This window comes from Gloeobacter kilaueensis JS1 (assembly GCF_000484535.1).
Lineage (GTDB): Bacteria > Cyanobacteriota > Cyanobacteriia > Gloeobacterales > Gloeobacteraceae > Gloeobacter > Gloeobacter kilaueensis.
In genome coordinates, this window is sequence record NC_022600.1 from 4,618,002 (window position 1) to 4,639,203 (window position 21,202).

Here is a 21,202-nt window from a genome sequence, read left to right on the forward strand (position 1 = left end):
TGCGGGTGCTGCACATCGCCGCTGAATTTCCGCCCATTACCTGGGGCGGCATGGGAACGGCGGTGGGTGGGCTGTGCAGAGCCTCCGCCCGCGCCGGGATGACGGCAGCGGTGTTGCTGGTGGGAGGGATTCTCGTGTTGCCCGAGGAAGCCGGGCCGTTCTCGAACGAGGAAGGCTGGCTCAACGCCGACGGCGTGCGACTTTTTCAGATCGCCCCCTCCGACGGGCCGCAAAGGACTATCGATCTGGTGCGCCGCTGGCAACCGGATCTTCTGCACCTGCACACGGCCTGGCTCTGGGACACCATCCGGCCTGTGCTGGAGGTGACAGGTCTGCCCTTTGTCTTTACCGTCCACTCGCTCGATCGGGCCGAGTACGAGATTGGCCGGCTGGTGAGCGCTTGGGAAAACCAGGCCCAGGTTCTCGTCGCCGCAAACCGGATCGTCGTGCCTTCTAAGAGTGAAGCAGCGCTGCTGGTGCGCTACTACCCCGAGGTGGGCTCCCGCGTCCGCGTCGCCGCTAACGGCATCGACGAGCGGCCCATCGCCGTGCGAGAGCGGCGCGGCGAGCCACCGACCGTGCTCTTCAGCGGGCGCTTCGTCGAGCGCAAGGGCATCGGCGAGTTGCTCGCCGCCATCCCCGAGGTGCTCTCGGTGCGGCCCACCACCCGCTTCGTGCTCGCAGGCGGCTACGGCGGCCCGGCGGAGGTAGATTTTATGGGTCTGCAGCAACAGATGGCCCCCTACAGACAGCAGGTCCACTTCACCGGCTGGCTCGCCGCCGAAGAGATGGACGCTTGGTACCGCCGCTCCGACATTCTGGTAGTGCCCAGCTGGTACGAACCCTTTGGCATGGTAGTGCTCGAAGGGATGTTGCACGGACTCGCCGTCGCAGCCACCGCCGTCGGCGGTCCCGCCGAGATTCTCGATCATGGCCGAACCGGCTGGCTGTTTGCCTCCAGGAATGTCGATGCCTTAAAAGCAGCGCTGATCCAGCTTGTAGACAGCGCCGAACTGTGCCTGCAGCTGGGAGCCGCCGCTCAAGAGGCGGTGCGCCGCCACTGGCTCTGGCCCCAGGTTCTTCAAAAACTCACCTGCGTCTACCGTGAGGCGATTGGCTGTCGAGACAGTTACGAAATTTAGCACCTTCCGGGCTGCGTCTGTCTCTTTCGGATGGCGTTGCTGCCCCCGACTGCGTGCATACTGATCGATATTTATGCCTAGAGGGAACTGCAGTGGGGTCTGCCGACCGCGCTCCCGCAGGTTGCAAAAGCTGAACCCTCCCCGGTGGATGCCGGAAAGCGAAACGATCATGACTTTCTCTGCTGAAGGACTCGCCCCAAAAAATCGACCGCAGGAGCTGTCTGCGGCTGGGGAAAGTGAGGAGAAACGGGCGACGGCGGTGATCGCCCGCTTGAAGCAGAGTTTGCTTGGCTGGGTCGAACCGCTCGGCCTGGGCGTCGTGCTCGATCGAGGGGGCTGCAACGCCACCGCCCCGGATCTGGCTTTTCTGGCGATGAACCGGCTGAGAAATGCTCCTTTCAGGCTGGGCCTGCCCGTTCCGGATCTGGTGGTCAAAGTCGAGTCAGCCCCCTCGCAGCGCGAGGCGCTCACCCGCCAGATCCAGAGTTGGCTGGACCGGGGAGTGGTGGTCTGCTTGCTGGTCGAGACCTGGGCCAAAACCGTGAGCATCTTCCGCGAGGGCCAGGTGGTGACCCTCGGCCTCGAAGAAGTGCTGAGTCTGCCGGAGATCCTGCCGGGCTGGGAGTGGAAGCTCGCCGCGTTATAAGATCGAGCCCGTACTTTATAAAGAGCAGCTATGGCGACACCCGGTCCCGACTTGCTGGCGCTGGACTTTGACGGTGTGATCTGCGATGGACTCAAAGAATACTTTCAGACTTCCTGGCTCGCTTACTGTAAGCTCTGGCCCGACACCGACCCGGTGGCACCCGCCGGAGTAGCGGAGCGCTTTTACCAGTTGCGTCCGGTCATCGAGACTGGTTGGGAGATGCCGCTGCTTCTGCGCGCCATCTTAGAGAAAATCGAATCCGAGCGCATCTTTGCCGAGTGGCCCACTTTATCTCACCAACTGCTGGCGATATCCGGCTTCAGCACCCAGCAGTTGACGACGACGGTCGATGGGATGCGCGACGAGTGGATCGAGCGGGATCTACCCGGCTGGCTCGCCGTGCATCGCTTCTATCCAGGGGTGATCGAGAGCCTGCGGCGTTGGGAGGGCGATGCACAGTTGCGGGCAGTGATCATCACCACCAAGGCGAGCCGATTCGTCCTGGAACTATTGGGGCAGGCGGGCCTGGTCTGGCCTGCTGCCGACCTTTTTGGCAAGGATATCAGACAGCCCAAGTCCCACACCCTGGCCCAGCTTCTGGCGGCGGGCTATCGGCGCATCTGGTTTGTCGAGGACCGCTTCGCTACTCTCCGAGGCGTGCAGCAGCTACCCGACCTGCAGACGGTGGGTCTGTTTCTGGCCGCCTGGGGCTACAACACCGCGAGCGAGCGCCAGCAAGCAGAAAACGACAGCCGCATTCGACTGTTGCCCCTGCGGGCCTTTGGCTCCGCTGATTTTGGCGAGTGGCAGGCCGTAGACTAAAGAAAGTGTCCCCGGTCGGGGGCAATCTGTTCACCTGAATCGAGGCGCGATACGATGGCTCGTCCCCGGATCTTGACTGTGTGTGTGCTCGGCTGTGCTCCCCTGGCGGTCGCCCTTTTCTCTGTGCGCGCTACGGCTCAGCAACCCGCTGTTGCTCCTGCTACCAGAGAATCGCTGGTCGATCTGCGGGTTGCGCCCTACCTTCAGCGCAGCGACGCGCCCTACGCTGCCGGGACCAGCCAGAGCAATGCCCAGCTTACCGGTAACTCCGACAGCACCGCCTACGCCCGCCGCGCCCATGCCCGACTGGTAAGCGGCGACTACAAGGGGGCCGTAGCCGATGCAACCCAGGCACTCAGCCTCAACCCCATCCCCTCCGAAAACTTTTATAGCCGGGGCCGCCTGGACGCGGACCAGTTCGAGGCCGTCTTCGTCCGTGGTCGGGCACTGAACGCCCTGGGCGACCGGCTCGGTGCCCAAAACGATCTGACCCTGGCTGAAAACGCCAAACTGCTCGAAGGGGACAAGCTGGCCTACCAGGCCATCCTCGGCCTGCGCTACCAGTCGGTGGCACCGGGAGCCTGGTTCGGTATCCCGGCTACAGAGGGGACCAGCCCAAAAAGCACACCCTGATTGCGGCGGCTTGCCTGGGTGGCTCCATTTAAAGCAATGTTGAGCTACGTCAATTCCAGGCTCTCCCGTCAAAAATACCGTTTCACAAGAAGTGGGGGCCAGTTATTTTGGTCCGCGCCTTCTGTGTATTTTTATATATCTGGCTGGATCTCACTCCTGGGGCGAATGCAGGGTTTTGCCTCCCGTCATTAGATTGACAGTGAATCAAGGACCGGGTTCTACACGGTCCAGCGGCGACAGGAGGTAGGAACGATGAACGACGAAAATCAGGTTTCAAATCCGTCTGAAGACCAGAAGGGCGAGGGCAGCGAAGCGATTGCCGCCGAGGGCAATCGGGAGAAGCGTGAGCCAGACCAGCAGGGACAACCGGCCCAGCCTCTCAGCAACACTGCAGGCGGGGTGATCGGGGCAGCAGTTGGTGGTCTGGTTGGTGGCCGGGTCGGAGCAGTGGTCGGAGCGGCAGTCGGAGCCGTTGCTGCCTCTGCCTTAAAAGGTGAAAATCCGATAGACAAAGCAAAAGAAACAATCGGCGGAATCAAAGAAGCAATCACTGGTTCCGAAGCCAAGTCCGAAGGGACTTCCGGTGGTCAGCAAGAAGGGTCCACAAGCTCTCAGCAACCGGCTCAACCCCAGCAGACGACTCCGGCAACCGAGCAGTCCGGCCAGGAAGCAAAAACGGAGCTTCAGCCAGAGATCCAGCCCGAAGCGTCGGCTCCCGCTGTAGCTCCTGAAGCGACCAGCCCGCTCGATCGCGAGGCAGGCGAAACGGCTCAGAGTGCTTCACCGACCGTGTCCGAAGCTGTCGAAGCAGCCTATAACCAGGCTGTTGAACTTGAAAAGCCTGCTGAGAATCCGTCGCCCAGTTAAGGCTACCGGCTCAGGACGTCGGTCTTCTTTGGCTCGTATTCCACGTCCACTGAGTAGACGAAGCTAAATAAGCATCAGATTTTGGGCTGGAGTGGGGATCTGGTCGTTCTTTTGCTTATGGGTATTTGCTAAAACCGTCCCCACCCCTCCACACCCCCCCTGCCCCCCGCTCTCCTCCCCTGCCCCGCCGGGCAGAGGAGAAGAGATACGGTATTGAGAGTCAAGCAGCCTCCTCCTTTCTTCTCTTCCTCCGCCCTACTGCAAGCAAACCAACCTGCCGTGCTCTGCATCGAAAGGCGTGTCTGTTTTCACAACCGCCCAGGCAATGTGTAAGAGTTTGCGAGCCGCAGCGCAAAGCGCTACCTTTGCCGGTTTACCGGCTGCTCGTAGCCGCTGGTAAAAGCTTTTAATCTGCTGATTGCAGCGGATCGCACTCAAGCTCGCCATATACAGCGCCGTGCGTAAGCGGGCATTGCCTGCATGGCCGATGCGCTCTGGTCTATGAAGGCTGGTGCCGCTACGGTGGGAGCGGGGAGCGAGACCCGCGTAGGCCACCGCCGCTTCCACCGTTGCACAGCAGCCGAAGTTGAGGGTACTCACCAACACCCACCCAGCGGTGACAGACCCAATGCCTTTGATAGTGCGCAGCTTGGTTGCAGCTTGATGCCAAAGCGAGTCTTGGGCGAGCAGCGCTTCTAGCTGAGCTTCCATCTGCGCAATCTGCTCATCGAAGGTGTGGCTCAACTGCTCCAGACTCGCTTGTACCGCCGCCACCACCAACGGAAATTGCCGCAGAGCGTGCAACTGGTTGTGCAGTTGTTGGCGTTGCTGCAGCAAGGCATCGCGATGCTGCAGGCGCTGTTGGAGTTGGTAATAAATCTCAGGCGGCGGCTGCCAAAGACCAGGTTGCAGGGCGGCAGCGAGTTGGGCAAGCGTCTGGGCATCAAGCGCATCGCTTTTGGAACGCTTGAGCAGTGCCCTGGCAAAGTAATGAGACTGAGCGGGGTTGACCACACTGACGGCAAAACCTTTGAGCGCCAGAAATGTGGCCAGTCGCATCCAGTAGGAGCCTGTGGCTTCGATGACCACTAACACCTCAGCGGCGGTGGGACAGACGGCGAGTAAGCGTTCGGCCAATTGGCAGTGTCCTTCGGGGGTTTGGGGCAGTGTGATGGCAGCGGTAGGCTTTGCGTGGGTGAGCAGCCAGGCGGCAGTGACAGTGAGTGCCGCCACATCAATACCGACAAATAGCTGATAGTCGTTTTGTGAACCGTCTCGCTGCATGAGTGTCTCCAGTTGAAGCTTCAGAGGAGGTAGGCAAGTTCCGCAGGACGGCAAAAGTCTAGCCTCGTGATACGTGGTCAGTGCCACTCGATACGGTTCAGCTTTGCCGGTCCTTGATAGCGGGGGACAATCTCTTCCACGCGGTCAAAGCCGCAAGGGGGGGCACAGTCCTCACCGCTACCTTGGAACCAATAGCAATATACGAGGGGGGGTTCACTGTAACTGGGCTGCAGGCGGGATAGGTGGAGTCAGTTGCAGGCTCGTCTTATTTTTCATCTGCTGCAAGGGACGTAGGGCTGCTTGGAGCTGATGTTGAATGACCTTCGGATACTTAGAGCGATTTTCCAGCGACTGCTACACGCCTTGCTTCCTGAAATGCTTCTTCTGAGTGTATTCCAGGACCGGGGTATGTAGGGTCAGACCGCAGACCGCTCTAGAAGGCGACGGCCTATTGCTGCTGCTGAGAAGGTGAGGGGACAGCCGGGTTGCGGTACGCCTCGGTGAGTTCTCGCGGTTGGCGACGGACGATGCGGGCAAGCCAGTTCTGCAGATCGTCGATGCAGGTGAAGACCACCGGAATCACGACCAGGGTGAGTAGGGTGGAGGTGACGAGGCCACCGACCACAGCGACGGCCATCGGAGCGCGCACCTCGGACCCGGCTCCGATACCCAGAGCAATCGGCAACATACCGGCGATCATGGCGATCGTCGTCATCAAGATAGGCCGCATCCGCGCTTCTCCGGCGGAGAGAATGGCTTCCATGCGCGGCGTGCCCTCCTTCATTGCCATCAAGCCGTACTCGACGAGCAAGATCGCGTTTTTGGTGACCAGGCCCATGAGCATGATGATGCCGATGAGGGCGTAGAGACCCAGGGATTTGCCGAAGACGAGCAGACCAATCAGTGCCCCGCCCAGCGACAGCGGCAGCGACATCATGATCGTGAGCGGCTGCATAAAGCCACCGAAGAGCAGGACGAGGACGGCGTAGATGAGCAGCACGGCGGTGGCGATGGCGAAGCCGAAGCCGCTGAAGACGTCGCGCTGGATCTCGGTGTCGCCCGCCGGTTGTTCGCGCACACCGGCAGGCAGGTTGCGGTAGGCGGAGAGCTTGTGAACCGCCTGCAGGGCGGGGCCAAGTTCGGTGCCGGCTCCGAGGTTGGCATCGATTGAGACCTGGCGGGCCCGATCGTAGCGGTCGATCTGGGCGGCACCGCTGCCGACGCCGATCGAGGCGACGGATTTGAGCGGCACCAGGCCGTTGTTGCCCACTACCTGCAGGTTGGAGATCGTCTGCAGGTCGTCTCGGAAGCGCGGGTCGAGCTGGACGCGGATATTGATCTGGCGGTCGGCCAGGTTGAACTTGGCGAGGTTGGCGTCGATGTCGCCCAGGCTTGCGATAAGCGCGGTGCGGGCGATCGACTGCACCGAGACGCCCTGATCGGCGGCGCGGGCAAAGTCGGGTCTGACCAGGATCTCAGGGCGCAGGAGGGCTGCGCTGGAGGTAACATCGATGAGCCCTGGCACAGAGCGGATCTGATCGGTGAGGGCGTCGGCGGCCTGCTTGAGGGTGGCCGGATCGTCGCCTGTAAGCACGATCTGCAGCGGTTTACCGCCGCTCACGCCGGTACCGGCGGAGGAGATGCGCACGCCCGGCACCTGCAGGAGGGGCTTGCGGATCGCCGCCTCGAACTGGGCCTGGCTCAGCTTGCGCTCTTCTTTGGGCTTGAGAACAATGTAGATACTGGCCTTGTTGACCGCGCCGGAACTGCTGCCGGAGCCGTTGCTACTTGGGGTGCCGAGGGAGGAGAAGACCTTGGCCGCCTCCGGGCGGGACTGGACGATGCCGGTAATTTGTTTTACCACCCGCCGGGTGTCGCTCAGCGACGAACCGGGGGGCAACTCGATGCTCAGGACCGTCTCACCCCGGTCCACCGCGTCGATGAGCGAGGTCGGAATGAGCGGCACCAGAGCGAGGCTCGCGACGAAGAAACCGACGGCGGCGAGGATGGTTGCAAAGCGGTGCCGGAGCGCCCAGAGCAAGATTCGATCGTAGGTGCGCACCAGCCAGCCCCGCTTGCTCGCGTGGGGCAGGGGCTTCATCAGGTAGGCGGCCATCAGCGGGGTGGCCATGCGGGCCACCACCAGCGAGAAGAGCACTGCGGCTGCCACCGTCCAGCCGAACTGTTTGAAGAACTGGCCGGGGATGCCGCCCATAAAGGCGACGGGCAAAAAGACGACGACGATCGTCATCGTCGTGGCGACGACCGCCAGGCCAATTTCGTCGGCGGCGTCGAGGGCCGCCTGAAAGGGGCGCTTGCCCATGCCGATGTGGCGGACGATATTTTCGATCTCGACGATCGCATCGTCTACCAGGATGCCGACGACAAGGGAGAGGGCGAGCATCGACATGTTGTTGAGCGTAAAGCCCGCCACCTTCATCAAGGCAAAAGTAGGAATCGCCGAAAGGGGCATTGCAATCGCCGCAATCGCCGTCGATCGCCAGTCGCGCAGGAAAAACCAGATCACGATGACTGCAAGGGTAGCCCCCAGTAGCAGCGCCTCGACAGAAGCGTCGTAGGACATATGCACGAACCTGGCTGTCGTGCGAATCATGTCGATGTCGATGTCGGCAGGCAGGCTGTGGCGCAACTGTTCGATCTGGCGCTGGACGCTCTTCTCGACATCGACGACGTTGCTGCCGGTGGAGCGCACCACCGAGAAGGCGACTGCCGGCTTGCCATCGATAAACGCAAGCTGCCGCTGCTCGGCTGCCCCATCGCTCACGGTACCAATCGTATCGAGGCGGGCGTAGGTGCCGTTGGGTAAGACAATCTGGGTAGCGCGCAGTTTCTCGACGCTGGGAGCACTGCCCAGGGTGCGAATCGCCTGCTCGGTGGTCCCTACTTCTCCCCGGCCACCGGGAAGATCGATGTTCAGGGCGCGAATCTGGGCGTTGACTTGATCGGCTGTGACCCCCAATGCCTGCAGGCGGTTGGGATCGAGGAAGATACGAATCTCACGGTCCACCCCCCCCGAGCGCTGCACCTGGGAGACGCCGGGAACCGAAAGGAGGGCGCGGGCAATGTCGTTATCGACCAGCCAGCTCAATTCGACCGGCGTGCGCCGATTGGAAGCAACCGCGAAAGAGATGAACGGCCCACCGGCAAAGTCGATGCGCTGGACGATGGGCTCGTTGATGCCCTGGGGCAACTGCTGGCGGATCTTGGTCACCGCGTCGCGCACGTCGTTGACGGCCCGGTCGGTGTTGGTGCCCAGAACGAACTTGATCTGGGTGGTCGAGGCACCGTCGGTGACCGTCGAGATGATGTGCTCGACGTTGCCGATGCCTGCTACCGAATCTTCGACTTTGCGGGTGACCTGGGTTTCCAGCTCGCTGGGGGCTGCTCCAGTCTGGGTGATGGTCACCGACACCATCGGCACGTCGATATTTGGATTTTCGTCGATGCCCAGCGAGAAGAAGGAGACGACTCCAGCCACCGTCAGGACCAGAAAAAGCACGATCGTCGGCACCGGGTTGCGGATCGACCAGGCGGAGATGTTCCAGTTCACGGGCGATTTCCTGCTACTTGTTCGCTCTTAGGAAGGCGCACATAATCGCCGTCCTTGAGATAGCCTGCCCCAGCCACGATCACCCGCTCGCCGGGTTTGAGGCCACTTTTGACTTCGATGTTGTCGCCGCTGCGCGCACCGGTGACAACTGTGCGGCTGTCGGCCTGCTCGCCATCGAGGACAAAGACCTGGGCGCTGTCGTCGCTGGTGAGCACCGCCTGGGCAGGCACCACCAGCGCCTGGTAAGAACCGAGTTCTACCCGGCCACGCACGAACATACCGGGCCTGAGGCCGCTCACCGAAGGCACATCGATGCGCACGGTACCAAGGCGGGTGCGCTCGTCTACCTGGGGAGTGATCTGGCGAACCCGACCGCTGACAGCGATGCGGCTGTCGGCGTCGGAGGTGACAAGGACGGTCTGGCGCGGAGCAACCTTCGGTAGATCGACCTCCGGCACCTGGGCGCGCAGCTCAAGGCGGTTATCCCGCACGAGCATAAAAAGGGCTGTCCCGGAGGAGACGATCTGGCCCAGGCGGGCGTCGCGTCGGGCAATCAGACCGTCATCCGGAGCAAGGATGCGAGTCTGGGCCAGTTGGGCTCGAATCTGGGCGATCTGACCGGTGCTTTCCTGGGCTGTGGCCTGGGCAGCGTTCACCGCCAGCCGCGCCGTGTCGAGATCGGCCTGGGTACTCTGGGCGGTTGTCTGGCGGGCGAGCACTTCTTGAGCGGAGATCGCCCCCTGCTTGCCCAGAGACTGGTAGCGCTCAAGGTTGGCCTGGGCCTCGCGGGCGGTCGCCTCGGCCTTGATCAAAGCCGCTCGCCGCTGGGCAGTCGTCGCATTGTCTGTAGCGTGGCGCGCTTCAGCCTGGGCCAGTTGTGCCCGGAGGATCTGATCGTTGAGGACGACGAGGGTCTGGCCGCGCCGCACCCGGTCGCCCTCCTCGACCAGCACCTGATCGATGCGCAGGCCGCTCGCCTCCGCTCCGATCGAGAGTGGATCCCAGGCAGAAATCGAACCGGTCACCTCGAGGGTGCGATCGAGGGGTACGTAGCGGGCGCGGGCAGTGGTAACGGTGACTACCGGCTGGGGCTTGCTTGCCACCGGCGTTGCCGGCTTTGTAGGGGGAGCTGTTGTGCGGGCGTGCAATGCCCAGGCTCCACCGCCAATCACAAGCAAGCTGATGGCCAGTGCCAGCCACTGGCGGTTGGGGGTTGCCTTTTGCCGGGTGTACTCCGGCATCGGTAGCGACGGCTCGGCGTGACCGGCAGGATCGACGGTCCGCACGGATTTGTCCTCCGCAGAGGACAGTTCGGGGTTGTTCATAAAATGCTGCTCGCCCTTGATGGAATCTGCCTGAAGGCGGGGTGGCCGGGAATACATCCATCCTACGCTGTCTACATATTAATAGTCAACGTGTTTATTAATTGAGGAGTCGCCCGTCCTGCATCGCCGGACAAGTGTCCCAATCTTCTCACAGCCGGAGGTTCCGGGCAGCGGATCCTGCGAAAACCCACAACTTATAACCTCTTCTCACAAAATCAATTCACAAACTCGTGTCCCTGCGCTACATTGTTAACATGTTGACAGTTTCAATGGTTAACTAATGGCTTTGGCCGAGCACCGCCAGATTCCTCCCCAGATCGTGAGCGACTTCGAGCGCGCCCAGCCGCAGTCGCTGGTGATGCTGATTCACCTGTTGCGGGTAGGAGCACTGCTCGACAAAGAAGTGACCGACTACGTGAGCCGCTATGGCCTGACCGGGCCGCAGGTCGCGGTGCTGCGCATTCTTCAGTACTTCTACGATCGCGGTCAGGACGGTTTGCCTCTGTCGGAGATTGGCGATTGTCTTTCGGTGACCAAGGCCAACATGACCGGCCTCGTCGATCGGCTCGAGCGCGATGGGCTGGTAATCCGCGACAGCGATCCGCTCGATCGGCGCATCAAGCGCGTGCGGCTCACCGACAAGGCCCACGACCTGCACAACCGGATGAAGCCCGGCTTTATCCAGTACCTGACGGATCTGATGGGTGTGCTCGAACCGGCTGAAAAGGAGCAACTGCTGGTGAGCTTAGGTAAACTACGCCGGGTACTGGGCGATACGGGCCTCGGTCCCTGTGGGCCACCGACCGAACCCGTCAATCAGTGAGTTCTCTCCCGCCTTGGAATGAGCGCAAACAAGGGAGGTTACAAATTATGGTGCTGCTGGATGACTTATCGCAACGATTGAAGCTAGATGATCCGGAGGAGCGACGCATCATTGCCGATGTTACCTGGTCACAGTACGAGGCGTTGTTGGCAGAACTGGGCGATAGTCTGGCGTATCGGGTGAGTTATCTAGATGGGGTGCTCGAAATCGTGGCACCGAGTCGTCGGCATGAGACAGGAAAAACGCGCATCGGCGATTTGCTGCTGATTTATTTTCTGGAGACTGACACAGAGTTTTTCCCGACTGGTTCCACAACCTTTCGCAGCGCCGAACGACAGGTGGGCACTGAACCGGACGAGAGCTACTGCATCGGCATGGACAAGGAGATCCCTGATCTGGTGATTGAAGTCATCCTGACTAGCGGTGGGATTAACCGCCTGGAGCGCTTTCGCCGCCTGGGAGTACGGGAGGTGTGGTTCTGGCAAAACGATCGATTTTCCATCTACCATTTGCGCGAAGACTCGGCTCAGTTGACGGATACTTACGGCTACGAAGCTATTGCCCAGAGTGAACTCTTGCCAGATTTGGATATAAATTTGCTCAGTCAATGTGTGCAAAACCCGAATTCACTGGCCGCAGCAAAGGAATTTCGTCAGGGGATTCGAGAGAGGTGAGCAGTGTGCTGGTCTGTGGCGCAGAATATGGGTCAAATTGAACGCTAACTCATCTATCAGTAAATTTTGCCCCTTGTTTCAGTTGCTGTTGGACCAGCGAAAATCAATCGCCAGATCTCGATTCTGCCTGCTCTCGGGCAACACGCGCAGCGGAAAGATCTTTTTGACCTTGCGCATTACCAGGTTATCGAGCTTTTCGGAACCAAAACTTTTGAGTACAGTTATATTCCGCAAACTTCCATTACCGGCGATCGTAAGCAGCAATTGCGCATCAGAATTAAAATTATCTGTATTCATCGAATAAATCAATTCCGAGCGGATGCGATTGATCACCTCGGCCTCATAGCTTCCGACACCAGTTTCTGTCGTACTGGTTTTCTCAGTGCGGCGGTTCATTATTTTGCGTACAAAAGTGATCTGCTCTCCCTTCAAGCCGATGCAGCGCTTTTCGATCTGTTTAGCCGGACAGATGTTCGAGCTTACAGTCGCACAGTAGTAGGCTTCGGGAGCCATAAGATTGCAACTTTCTCCCTCAACATGTGACAATCCTAGAGCGTGCCCGAGTTCGTGCAGCAGAACATCGCGCAGGTCGGAGTCGGAGTCCTCCTGAGCGCGTTCCCAGAGGGGGCGCTTCCAGTTTAAAGCCAGTTGGATCTTACCGATTTTGTAGCCTTCATCTGGAGCAAATACACCGATGGCTTTTTCAGAATCCACGCGGTCTGAATCGATGCCCTCGACAACCAGATCTGCCATTTCAGGTTTTTCTACGAGAGTAAAAACCTTGACTTTAAAGGTGTCATCGTCCATTGTTACTGCATCTACTTTACGTAGAATACCAACATAATCCTCGTCTGCAATTGGCTGTTCTAAAAAATCGGACAACAGCCGGTTCCAATCGCTGACGCCCACTCGTAATACACGCATTATACTCTCAAAAATTTGCCTTCGATGACGGTTTTTATTCTCGTTTCCATCAAGCTCTTTTGCCAGTGGATCGATGTAGACTTTGATTGGAAAATCTGTCCGATCCAAGGCCCAAGTGGGTAGCAACCAGCCTGATTGGCAGATCAAAATGGCCAAAGCCGCAGCGAACCACCGCAAGAAAAGGGTAGGAAAATGAGCAGAATTATTAGTCTCTAGCATTGATGTCGAAAGTGAAATTGATTGTAACTCTTCGCTTTCCTTCTTCGCGATTTGTGTATTGAACTGGTAATAGATTAAAGGGAGAGGAAGCATTTATCGCTTCGATTGCTGCAGTATCGCTATCTTTATTGCCCGAACCATCGATGATTCGTAAATTCTGCACTGTGCCAGAGGAGATTACGTCAAACTGGACGACTGTCTTCGTTGTTACTTGTATTTTTTCAGTGTTCCAATAATTCTTGATCTGCGCTTGCAACTGTTCTATGTAGGGTTGCCAATCTAGCTCACTTTCAAGATCATTTAGATAGACATACAAGTAGGGCTGATTTAAGAGATATGTTCTCAATGCAGGAGCGTACTTATATGTTATTGAGCGATAGCCCGGACTTGCGATCAGGGGTACATTGGCAAAGATTCCAGGGTTATTAGAGTTATCTTGAAAGGCAATATCCAGTGTATTGACACTGACAAGATAGGCTGCCGGGTCAATTTTTAACAGAACTCGTCGGTTCTCTATAAAGTCTTTTTCTGGCAGTGTGCGATTTTTATTAAAATCCTGACGGGCGCTCGTGAGTTCCCTCTGCAGCAGCCGAAATACTCCACGGTTGTAATAAATTATTGGTTCTTTGGGTGCCAGTTGCACAGCGGCATCAAAATCCCTCTCTACTGGTTGCAGAGCATCAATGTTGGGTCTAATTTGTGGATATTGCAGTCGGAGAATGGAAAGATTGTTGAGAGCCTGCGCCTTGAGCGAATCACTGGCCTTTTGTTGAGTAATCTTTGCAAAAGTTTCCATCGTCTTTTGAATCTCTCCAACAGCCAGCAGTGCCAGAGCCTGCTCGAAGTAGACAAAAGGCTGGTTGAATTCTTGATCGATGGCGCGCTGGTAATCTTCGAGGGCAGCCCGATAATTTTTGAGTGCTGTCTGGATCTGAGCGCGGTGGTAGTAGGTCCGCCCGTCGCTGTCATCGAGGGCAAGGGCGCAAGTGTCCGCCGCCAGTGCGCCGGTGAGATCGCCCCCATCCTCCCGGTCAAGGGCCAGCCGCTGCCAGTCGATCGAAGTGGCGGCTGGCAGCGCAGCGGAACCGTTTGCTGAGGCAACTGTCCGGGTCTTAGGGAGTACTGTCTCACTGCAGGCAGCAGGAGCCGGTTGGGCTGCCGCCGCTCGACCAGAAATTGCCCAAAAAATGGCCACGACAGCAGCGCAACCGCTTCTACAAAAGTTCATGGGTGGGGTCAGACAGGAGGGACATCTTTCGGAGCGCTATGGAGTATATCACCAAAAATACTGCTTAGGGCTGGTCTTTACTTGCGGCGGGGGCGCGACTGTCAAAAACCCCGACAAAGCGTCGCCAGGGTGGTCAAAACTGCGTATGATGCGGTAGCGTCGGGCGGTACCGTTGCCGGGCGTACTTGCTGTCATGGCGGACGAAGCCAAACACGAAGAAAGGTCGGATGCCCCGCGTCCGGAACTGCCGGAGCGGGTGACGCCCCAACAGATGGCCGCCGGGGTGATCGAGGCGCGGGCGGCCCGGATGGAGGCCCAGATGGCGGCCGCCGCCGAGCAGGCACCGGAGCCGCCGCCCACTTTTGCACTGCCCCGCCCGGTGCCGGTGGCGCTCATCGTCGTCGGCATTGCCCTCGTCGTCGGGTTCGTAGCCGATCTGGCCGAACTGTGGCCGCCGGAATTTGCCAACTGGCTCTGGCAGACGGACCTGCTCGAACGGTTTTTTAATCTGGCGATCACGCCCCTGCTGGGCGGGCTTTTTTTGCTGGTGGGTCTGTGGCTCGCCGACGCGCTGGAGGGCACCAGAAGCCGCCTGCGCCTGGGTACGATGGGCGGGCTGGCGGTAGGGTTTGGCCTGGGGCTTATCCTCGCCTTTCCGCTCTACCTGCACACCGTCCACCGCATCGTCGAGTTGAGGACCGCCGAACTCAACCGGATGCGCGTCGAGCAGCGCCTCGACGCTGACCAGCTCGAAGCTGCCCTCAAGCGGCTCAAGCAGACTACCTTCGGCAAGCAGTTGCGCTACGGAGCAAATGCGGCGGCGATGGGCAGCGCCGCTATCTTGCTCGGGATGTTTGCTATCCGCTCAGCCCGCCGAAAAGCGGACGTTGCCTTCAACTGCCCCCGCTGTGAGTCCACCGACGTGCGCCTTGCCAAGATGAACCGCGACGAGCGCAGCCTCGCTCTTTTTACCCGGTTGCACACCTTCAGCTGCAGGCGTTGTGGCAGGCGCTTCGTGCGCTTTTCGCTCACCGGCAAACCCTATACGTTCTTCTTTTGATACTTTAGAGGCGGTCATTCTTCCCTAGCCGCCTTCACTTCGATTTGGAGTTGGACCCGTGCGCCTCAGAGACATCCTCTACAGCCTCGCCCAGGAAGGCCAGCTGGCCCAGGGCACCTACTGGAAAGACGACATCGAAGACCTGCAGCACGACCTGCCCCATATTCGTGAAATCGCGAGCGACGTTGCCCGCGACCTGGGCATGTTCCCCGAGGAAGTGCCGGTGCGGATCGTCGATCACGGCCTTGAGATCGAGATCAGCCACTGAGGGCAGCAAGCGGGGCGCGGCGGGGCACCAGCCCCATCAGTTCGATGTAGAGCGCTGAGCTGACCAGGCTGCCGATGTAAACCCGCCTGCCGTACTGCGGATGCACGACGACGTGACAGCCGCCCATCGGCTCGATTGGAAAACCGGTCACCGTCCGCACCGCCCGAATATCGCTCCAGTTGGCTGTGCTCCAGAAGCGGGGGCGGTCCGCCTCATCGTGGCCGGTGGCCACCGGCAGGCCGTCTATCGGATCGAAGACCGTGGCGCGGTAGCCCTGGCGGTGGAGCAGGTGAGCGACTTCGAGGGCGCGGGCGATGAACCGGTTGCGCGCCGCATCCTTGGCCTGCTCCGCCGCCTCGGTGAATTCGCACAGGTCGATGCCTGTGTCCTGAAAAAAAAGGGCCAGAGAGTTGGGCGGATCGGGCCAGCCTGGAAGCAAACCTTTCCAGTCGCCGCGAAAAAGTCCTGCTGCCGGATACCAGAGAATCTGCACGCCTGCACTGTGCTGTGTACTCATGCTTATTCTACCGGCCAGAGTCCGCCTGCTGCCTGCCACACGGGCAATTCAGCCTTTGCGGGCAAGCAGGAGCGCAAAGTACTGCCGCTCGTCGCACCAGCTCTGGACCGGCAGCAGCTGGTGCGTCGCCAGGTCGGCCTCCAGCGTCGGCAGGTCGAACTTGCGCGAGATCTCGGTGAGCACCGCCTCGTGGGCAGCGAAGTGAACGTCGATCCCCAACCGTTCTAGCCGGACAGTTTGCTCGCGGTCGCTCTGGAGGTACATCTCGATCTGCCGGGCCGCTTCGTTGTAGAGGGCGATGTGTCGAAAGTGGGCCGGATCGAAGTTGCCCCCAAAGCGCCAGTTGAGATGGCTGAGCATGTTGAGGTTAAAGGCAGCTGTCACTCCCTGGCGGTCGTTGTAGGCGGCCTCTAAAGTTGCGGTGTCCTTGTGCAGATCGACGCCCAATAAAAAATATTCCCCCGTCTTCAAAGCAGCAGCCACGCTCCCAAAAAAGCGCCTGCAATCGTCCGGGGTCAGATTGCCCAGGGTGCTTCCTAAAAAGCAGAGGATGCGGCCCGGCAGCAGCCTCGCAGGCAGGTGCGCCAGCGCCTGCTCGAAGGTGCCGACCAGGCCATAGACGCCCAGGCTGGGGTAGTCCGCAAGCAGGGTCCGGGCGCTGCTTTCGAGAATACCGGCGCTCACGTCGATGGGCAGATAGCGCAGCCGGTTGCCGCGCACCCGCTGCGCGTCGAGCAACAGCCGAATCTTGGTGGCACTGCCGCTACCGAGTTCGACCAGTTCGCTCTCGCCCGTAACTGCCGCGATCGCAGCAGCCCAGCGGTGCAAGATCGCTGTTTCGGTGCGCGTCGGGTAGTACTCCTCCAGTTCACAGATCCGCTCAAAAAGCAGCGAACCCGCGTCGTCGTAGAAGTAGCGGGGCGGCAGCGTTTTGGGCACAGCCAATAGCCCCGCCGCCACATCTGCGCCCGCTTCGGCGGGAGTCAGTTGTTCCGATTCGCTCAGATATTCGATGCGCAGGCGGGAACCGAGACCGGCAGGAAAGAGAGGCTGGGGTCGAGACACAGGATTCTCCTTTGTTTTACAGGGAGCGGGCACAGCGAAAACCGGCGAAAGGAACGCGCAGGCGCGGCTCGTACCAGTTGCGGAAACTGGCGCGCAGGACAGAGGAACCCGTCGCCCAACTACCGCCTTTGAGGACGTAGTGAGCATCGTCGAAGTAGGGGGCGGAGTAGCCGGGGTAGGGATAGCTCACAAATCCCTGGTACGGATAAAAGCAAGTAGCAGTCCATTCCCAGACGTTGCCCAGCATGTCTTCGCAACCGACCGCACTTTGCCCCCGGGGGTAGCTGCCGACAGCGGTCGTGCCACAGGTCAAGGGCAGGCGGCTCCCATCGGGGAACGCTTCTCCCCAGGGGTAAGTGCGAGATTGGCCACTGAGCGGGTCGAAGCGGGCCGCCTTTTCCCACTCCGCCTCGGTGGGCAGGCGCTTACCTGCAAAGCGGGCGTAGGCTTCGGCTTCAAAGAAACTGACGCCCATTACCGGTCGGTCGTCAGCCCCGCTCCAGTAGAGCGGCGAGCGCACCGGATGAGAAAGAAGCCACTGCCAGCCTCTGGGCGACCACCAGTGCCGCTCCCGGTAGCCACCGGCCCGGATGAAGCGCTCGAACTGGCGCTGGGTGACCGGGTAGCGGTCGATCCAGTAGCTATCAACATAGCGGCGGTGGGCGGGCCGCTCGTTGTCGAGGGCCTCCGGTGCGTCGCTGCCGATGAGCACCTCGCCCGCCTCGACGCGGATCATCTCGTCGGTATCGACCCCAGCAGCGATCGGCGCTTCCTGCTTTGTCCCGCACAAGAGCTGCCGTACCCAACCCATCGTCTCCGCGTGCTGGCTCTCGTGCTGGATAAGAAACTGCCAGAGACGCGGCTCGACACTATGGGGATAGCTGGCAAGCCAGGCGAGCACCTGACTGCGGATGGCGCGCACGTAGTCGTAGATGTCGCCAGTCGGGGGCAAAGCGGTGCGCTGAGCCTTGGGCAGACCGTCCACCGCAAAGAGGCAACCAAATTCGGGGGCGAAGCGCGGCAGACCGGCGCTGTGTTCGAGAATCCACAGGCCCTCGGTAAACGCGATGTGGCCCAGATGCCAGCCCACCGGGCTGAAGTCGGGGTCCGCCTGGCAACAGAACTGCTCGCGCCCCAACCCTTCGATGAGCGCAAAGGTAGCAGCGCGGGTGGTGAACAACTGCTCCTGCAGCCTGTGAACGCCCTGCATCTGCGTGCGGAACGGTTGTTGGACCACGAGCGACTCCGGGGCGGTGGACGATTCCCAGCTTTCGGATCGTAACATTCGGTATCGTCCCCTTCAGCGGATCTGGGTCACGTTCGCCCCGCCGGCGTCAGCTATCTCGCAGTCGGCGAAACGCGCCGGTAGGTTCTTCTTGAAGGGGTACGGACAGGCCCAGCGGACGGATGTTCAGAAGCTCGTAAGGGGCCGGACCACATAGAAGGTTGCGATCCCAGCGAGGGCAGCGATGAGCAGGGTGAGAACCCAGAAGAACAGGCCGGGACCAGGAGCAGCCTGCCGCTGTCGCAGGGGCGGCTCCGTTTCCTCGAAGGGCACTTCGTCGATTTCGGGCAGCCAGCTACTGGCGCTGCTGCGCCGCTGCTGCGGTAGCGAGACGGCGCGGGGAGCGACGGGCACTTCGGCCTGGCGGCTGAGCCGGCGGATTTGCTGTTCGAGGCGCTGGTTGTGCTCGTTCAACTGCTCAAGGGCGGCCTCGACCGCCTCCAGGCGCTCGCTCAGGTGCCGGTAGGCGGAGGCTGCGGAACTCATGGGCTTTTTGCGCAACATCGAATGCTCGGACATCGCTGCGCCAATCATACGAGGAGCAACGCCGGGCCAGGCGCTCTTCCCCCAAACAGGGGATCAGCGCAGCAGACTCGCGATCTCCAGGGCAGCTACTTCCAGAGCTGGTTGCTCCGGTCGGCCCGTCTTGAGATGCACTTCGAGGTTTAACAGGACCGGTAGGACACGTCCGAGTCTGGCGGCGCTGGTGCGCTCGACTTCTTTTTGCAAAAAGTAGACCCGCGCCGGGTTGGCAATTTCGGCGGCAGCGGCGATCGCCTGGGCATCGCGCTCGCCCGCCTCCACCGCCAGGCACACCAGCAGCCAGGTCCGAAACTGGCCCACCAGCACTGCAAGAATTCGCAGCGCCGGTTCGTTGCGCTGCAGCAGATCGGCAATGAGCTGCAGGGCCTGGCTGCTTTGAGCGGCGAGCAGTGCCCCGGCCAACTGGAAGCTGCTCTGGGCGGTGGTCGGCACCAGCGCTGCCACTGCGTCTACCTCGACTTTGCAGCCCTGGGCAAACAGCGCCAGCTTCTCCAGTTCGCTGTCGAGGCGGCGCGTATCGTTGCCGACGGCCTCAGCCAATAGTTGCAGGGCGCTGGCTGTAAGGTCGATCTTGCGCTCGGAGGCGATCTGCTGGATCTGGGCTTTGAGCTTCGCCTCCTGCCAGGGCGGGATCAGGGCAAACTCGCGCACCTGGGCCAGTCTGGTGAGCAGTTTGGTCGATTTGAGCCGACCGTCGGGTTTGCTCGTCTGGCTAAAAAGCAGATGGTTGCGCTCTTCGATGTGGGGCAGGGTGCGCGTTAGTTCTGCCAGTTGCCCTTCGCTGCACTGGCTAAAGATCTTTGGCTCATCGACCCAGACGAGCCTGCCGCCGCTGCCAAAAGGCGGCGTCACTGCCTCGTTGAGCGCATCGATGATTTGCTCGCCGCTGTAGCGCTGAAAGTTAAAGTCCGCCCAGGCCGGATCGAGCACCTGTGAGCGCAACTGCTCGACCGCCCGCTGGCGGCGGTAGTCGTCTTCTCCCCAAAATAAATAAACCGGCATCGAGATTTACGATCGGCTCGCCACCGTCTGGCCGAGGGCTTTGAGGGCAGCGGCGTACTGGGTATCGGCGGTTGTCGTCAGCTCTTCGAGGGTGAGATCTTGGGGGGTCGGCACCTTGATGTCCGGCTGGATGCCTTTTTTGTGGATGTCGCGGCGGGCAGGCGTCTGGTAGCGGGCGATCGAGACGGCCAGACCGGAGCCGTCCTTGAGGGGGTGAATCGCCTGAATGAGCCCCTTGCCGAAGGACTTTGCCCCGACCAGCCTCGCTCTATGGTTGTCCTGGAGGGCACCGGCGAGAATTTCGCTCGCCGAGGCGGTGCCGCCGTCGATGAGCACCACCAGTGGTTTGGCAGTGAGGGGGCCGCGCTCGGTGCGCGCCTCGTCCCGCTGGCCCTGGCGGTTGACCGTATAGACGATCACCTGGCCGGAGGGCAAAAAATCGCGGGCGATCTCGACCGCCGCCTGCAGCAGTCCGCCGGGGTTGCTGCGCAGATCGAGGATGTAGCCTGTCACCCCCTCGGCTTCGAGCTTTTCGAGGGCGCGGTGGACTTCGCTTGCGGCGTTGGCATTGAACTGCGAAAGCCGGATGTAGCCCACCGACTGGCCGTTGAGCGGCTTGCGGCCAAAGGAGACCGGGTTGACCTCGATCGTCGCCCGCGTCAGGTTGACTTCAAAAGTCTGCGCCTCGCGCTGCAGCTTGACGGTCACCTTCGTGCCGATCTGGCCGCGCAGGTGGTCGGCCACATCGTCGATCTTCATCCCTTTGGTAGGCTCGCCATCGATGGCGACGATCAGATCCCGCGCCCGGATGCCGCCCCGGGAGGCGGGCGAGCCTTCGACCGCTGCGATCACGATGGGCAGCTCGCTTTTGGTATCGACCGTGATCTGCAGGCCCACCCCCGTCAGTTCTCCCGTGGTCGTCGTCTGCAGGCTCTTGAACTGTTTGGGATCTAAAAAGCGCGTGTACGGATCGCCCAGAGTCTTGAGCATCTCGCCTGTCAACTGATAGACCTGTTCGGCGTTGTCGGCGGGCTTGCCCAAAAACGTCTGGCGCACCTTCCACCAGTCCTGGCCATTGAAGGTGCCGTCTACGTACTCACTTTTGATGTAGCTCCAGACCTCGGTGAGCACTTCTTTAGAAGTCGGATTGCTGCTGGAGAGAACCTGGCTGGTACAACCGGCAACCGCCATCCCCGCCAGCGCCGCCACTATCCATCTGCTGCCCTGCCTGCCCAAGATCCGTCTCCTTGCTGTGCACCTTAACCCATCTTAATACTGCTGCCGTTCGCCAGATCAGCGTCCCA

20 protein-coding genes are annotated in these 21,202 nt (G+C 60.5%); 9 read left to right on the forward strand and 11 right to left on the reverse strand.

From position 1 onward, the window contains the following. The first annotated feature begins 5 nt into the window (after nt 1-5). The 5 genes from GKIL_RS21475 to GKIL_RS25455 all read left to right on the forward strand — a co-directional run bounded on the left by GKIL_RS21475 (nt 6) and on the right by GKIL_RS25455 (nt 4,110). Complete coding sequence (locus tag GKIL_RS21475) at nt 6-1,142, forward strand: glycosyltransferase family 4 protein (protein ID WP_023176027.1); 1,137 nt, start codon at nt 6-8, stop codon at nt 1,140-1,142. Between the two features lie 169 nt (nt 1,143-1,311). Next, entirely contained in the window at nt 1,312-1,788 is a 477-nt protein-coding gene (locus GKIL_RS23125) for a Uma2 family endonuclease (protein ID WP_187293856.1), read from the forward strand. A gap of 30 nt (nt 1,789-1,818) precedes the next feature. Beyond that, entirely contained in the window at nt 1,819-2,610 is a 792-nt protein-coding gene (locus GKIL_RS21485; protein WP_023176030.1) for an HAD family hydrolase, read from the forward strand. Between the two features lie 54 nt (nt 2,611-2,664). Then, nucleotides 2,665-3,243 (forward strand): tetratricopeptide repeat protein, encoded by a 579-nt coding sequence (locus tag GKIL_RS21490; RefSeq protein ID WP_023176031.1) that lies wholly within the window; start codon nt 2,665-2,667, stop codon nt 3,241-3,243. Nucleotides 3,244-3,495: 252 nt separating this feature from the next. Then, the gene (locus GKIL_RS25455; protein ID WP_023176032.1) at nt 3,496-4,110 is read left to right on the forward strand and encodes a glycine zipper domain-containing protein; all 615 of its coding nucleotides are present in this window, start codon (nt 3,496-3,498) and stop codon (nt 4,108-4,110) included. 255 nt (nt 4,111-4,365) lie between these two features. Here the strand turns inward: GKIL_RS25455 and GKIL_RS21500 are convergent, their stop codons facing one another. From GKIL_RS21500 to GKIL_RS21510, 3 genes are all read right to left on the reverse strand, one after another. Next, nucleotides 4,366-5,394, reverse strand: a complete 1,029-nt coding sequence (locus tag GKIL_RS21500) for an IS110 family RNA-guided transposase (RefSeq protein ID WP_023171280.1) — start codon at nt 5,392-5,394, stop codon at nt 4,366-4,368. 448 nt (nt 5,395-5,842) lie between these two features. Next, complete coding sequence (locus tag GKIL_RS21505) at nt 5,843-8,965, reverse strand: efflux RND transporter permease subunit (RefSeq protein ID WP_023176033.1); 3,123 nt, start codon at nt 8,963-8,965, stop codon at nt 5,843-5,845. Next, on the reverse strand, nt 8,962-10,290 hold the full coding sequence (locus GKIL_RS21510; protein WP_023176034.1) for an efflux RND transporter periplasmic adaptor subunit: 1,329 nt from the start codon (nt 10,288-10,290) through the stop codon (nt 8,962-8,964). Before GKIL_RS21510 ends, GKIL_RS21505 begins: the two co-directional genes overlap by 4 nt. Nucleotides 10,291-10,570: 280 nt before the next feature. On the opposite strand from GKIL_RS21510, the gene GKIL_RS23130 reads away from it, so the two are divergent. Continuing rightward, the gene (locus GKIL_RS23130; RefSeq protein WP_023176035.1) at nt 10,571-11,113 is read left to right on the forward strand and encodes a MarR family winged helix-turn-helix transcriptional regulator; all 543 of its coding nucleotides are present in this window, start codon (nt 10,571-10,573) and stop codon (nt 11,111-11,113) included. Nucleotides 11,114-11,160: 47 nt separating this feature from the next. Continuing rightward, nucleotides 11,161-11,787, forward strand: coding sequence for a Uma2 family endonuclease (locus tag GKIL_RS21520; RefSeq protein WP_023176036.1), 627 nt, complete (start codon nt 11,161-11,163; stop codon nt 11,785-11,787). A 78-nt stretch (nt 11,788-11,865) separates the two neighbouring features. Here GKIL_RS21520 and GKIL_RS24335 read toward each other — a convergent pair whose 3' ends face one another. Together GKIL_RS24335 and GKIL_RS21530 are read right to left on the reverse strand one after the other, a co-directional pair. Beyond that, nucleotides 11,866-12,867 (reverse strand): TonB C-terminal domain-containing protein, encoded by a 1,002-nt coding sequence (locus GKIL_RS24335; RefSeq protein WP_187293857.1) that lies wholly within the window; start codon nt 12,865-12,867, stop codon nt 11,866-11,868. A 49-nt stretch (nt 12,868-12,916) separates the two neighbouring features. After that, nucleotides 12,917-14,125: an energy transducer TonB gene (locus GKIL_RS21530; protein WP_187293858.1), complete on the reverse strand. Its 1,209-nt coding sequence runs from the start codon at nt 14,123-14,125 to the stop codon at nt 12,917-12,919. A 226-nt stretch (nt 14,126-14,351) separates the two neighbouring features. On the opposite strand from GKIL_RS21530, the gene GKIL_RS21540 reads away from it, so the two are divergent. Further along, nucleotides 14,352-15,218: a hypothetical protein gene (locus GKIL_RS21540; protein WP_023176040.1), complete on the forward strand. Its 867-nt coding sequence runs from the start codon at nt 14,352-14,354 to the stop codon at nt 15,216-15,218. 58 nt (nt 15,219-15,276) lie between these two features. Beyond that, nucleotides 15,277-15,486 (forward strand): hypothetical protein, encoded by a 210-nt coding sequence (locus tag GKIL_RS21545; protein ID WP_023176042.1) that lies wholly within the window; start codon nt 15,277-15,279, stop codon nt 15,484-15,486. On the opposite strand, the gene GKIL_RS21550 is transcribed toward GKIL_RS21545, so the two are convergent. The 6 genes from GKIL_RS21550 to GKIL_RS21575 all read right to left on the reverse strand — a co-directional run bounded on the left by GKIL_RS21550 (nt 15,476) and on the right by GKIL_RS21575 (nt 21,134). Then, nucleotides 15,476-16,003 carry a methylmalonic aciduria and homocystinuria type D protein gene (locus GKIL_RS21550; protein ID WP_023176043.1) on the reverse strand — a complete coding sequence of 176 codons (528 nt, stop codon included), beginning with the start codon at nt 16,001-16,003 and terminating at the stop codon, nt 15,476-15,478. The genes GKIL_RS21545 and GKIL_RS21550 overlap by 11 nt on opposite strands. Nucleotides 16,004-16,051: 48 nt before the next feature. Next, on the reverse strand, nt 16,052-17,068 hold the full coding sequence (gene egtD, locus GKIL_RS21555; RefSeq protein ID WP_023176044.1) for an L-histidine N(alpha)-methyltransferase: 1,017 nt from the start codon (nt 17,066-17,068) through the stop codon (nt 16,052-16,054). A 16-nt stretch (nt 17,069-17,084) separates the two neighbouring features. Next, nucleotides 17,085-18,353 (reverse strand): ergothioneine biosynthesis protein EgtB, encoded by a 1,269-nt coding sequence (gene egtB, locus GKIL_RS21560; protein ID WP_023176046.1) that lies wholly within the window; start codon nt 18,351-18,353, stop codon nt 17,085-17,087. Nucleotides 18,354-18,479: 126 nt separating this feature from the next. After that, the gene (locus tag GKIL_RS21565) at nt 18,480-18,839 is read right to left on the reverse strand and encodes a hypothetical protein (RefSeq protein ID WP_187293859.1); all 360 of its coding nucleotides are present in this window, start codon (nt 18,837-18,839) and stop codon (nt 18,480-18,482) included. Nucleotides 18,840-18,932: 93 nt separating this feature from the next. Continuing rightward, a complete protein-coding gene (gene holA / locus GKIL_RS21570; protein ID WP_023176049.1) occupies nt 18,933-19,898 on the reverse strand; it encodes a DNA polymerase III subunit delta in 966 nt (321 codons plus the stop codon). A 6-nt stretch (nt 19,899-19,904) separates the two neighbouring features. Beyond that, nucleotides 19,905-21,134: a S41 family peptidase gene (locus GKIL_RS21575; RefSeq protein WP_023176050.1), complete on the reverse strand. Its 1,230-nt coding sequence runs from the start codon at nt 21,132-21,134 to the stop codon at nt 19,905-19,907. Nucleotides 21,135-21,202: the final 68 nt, after the last annotated feature.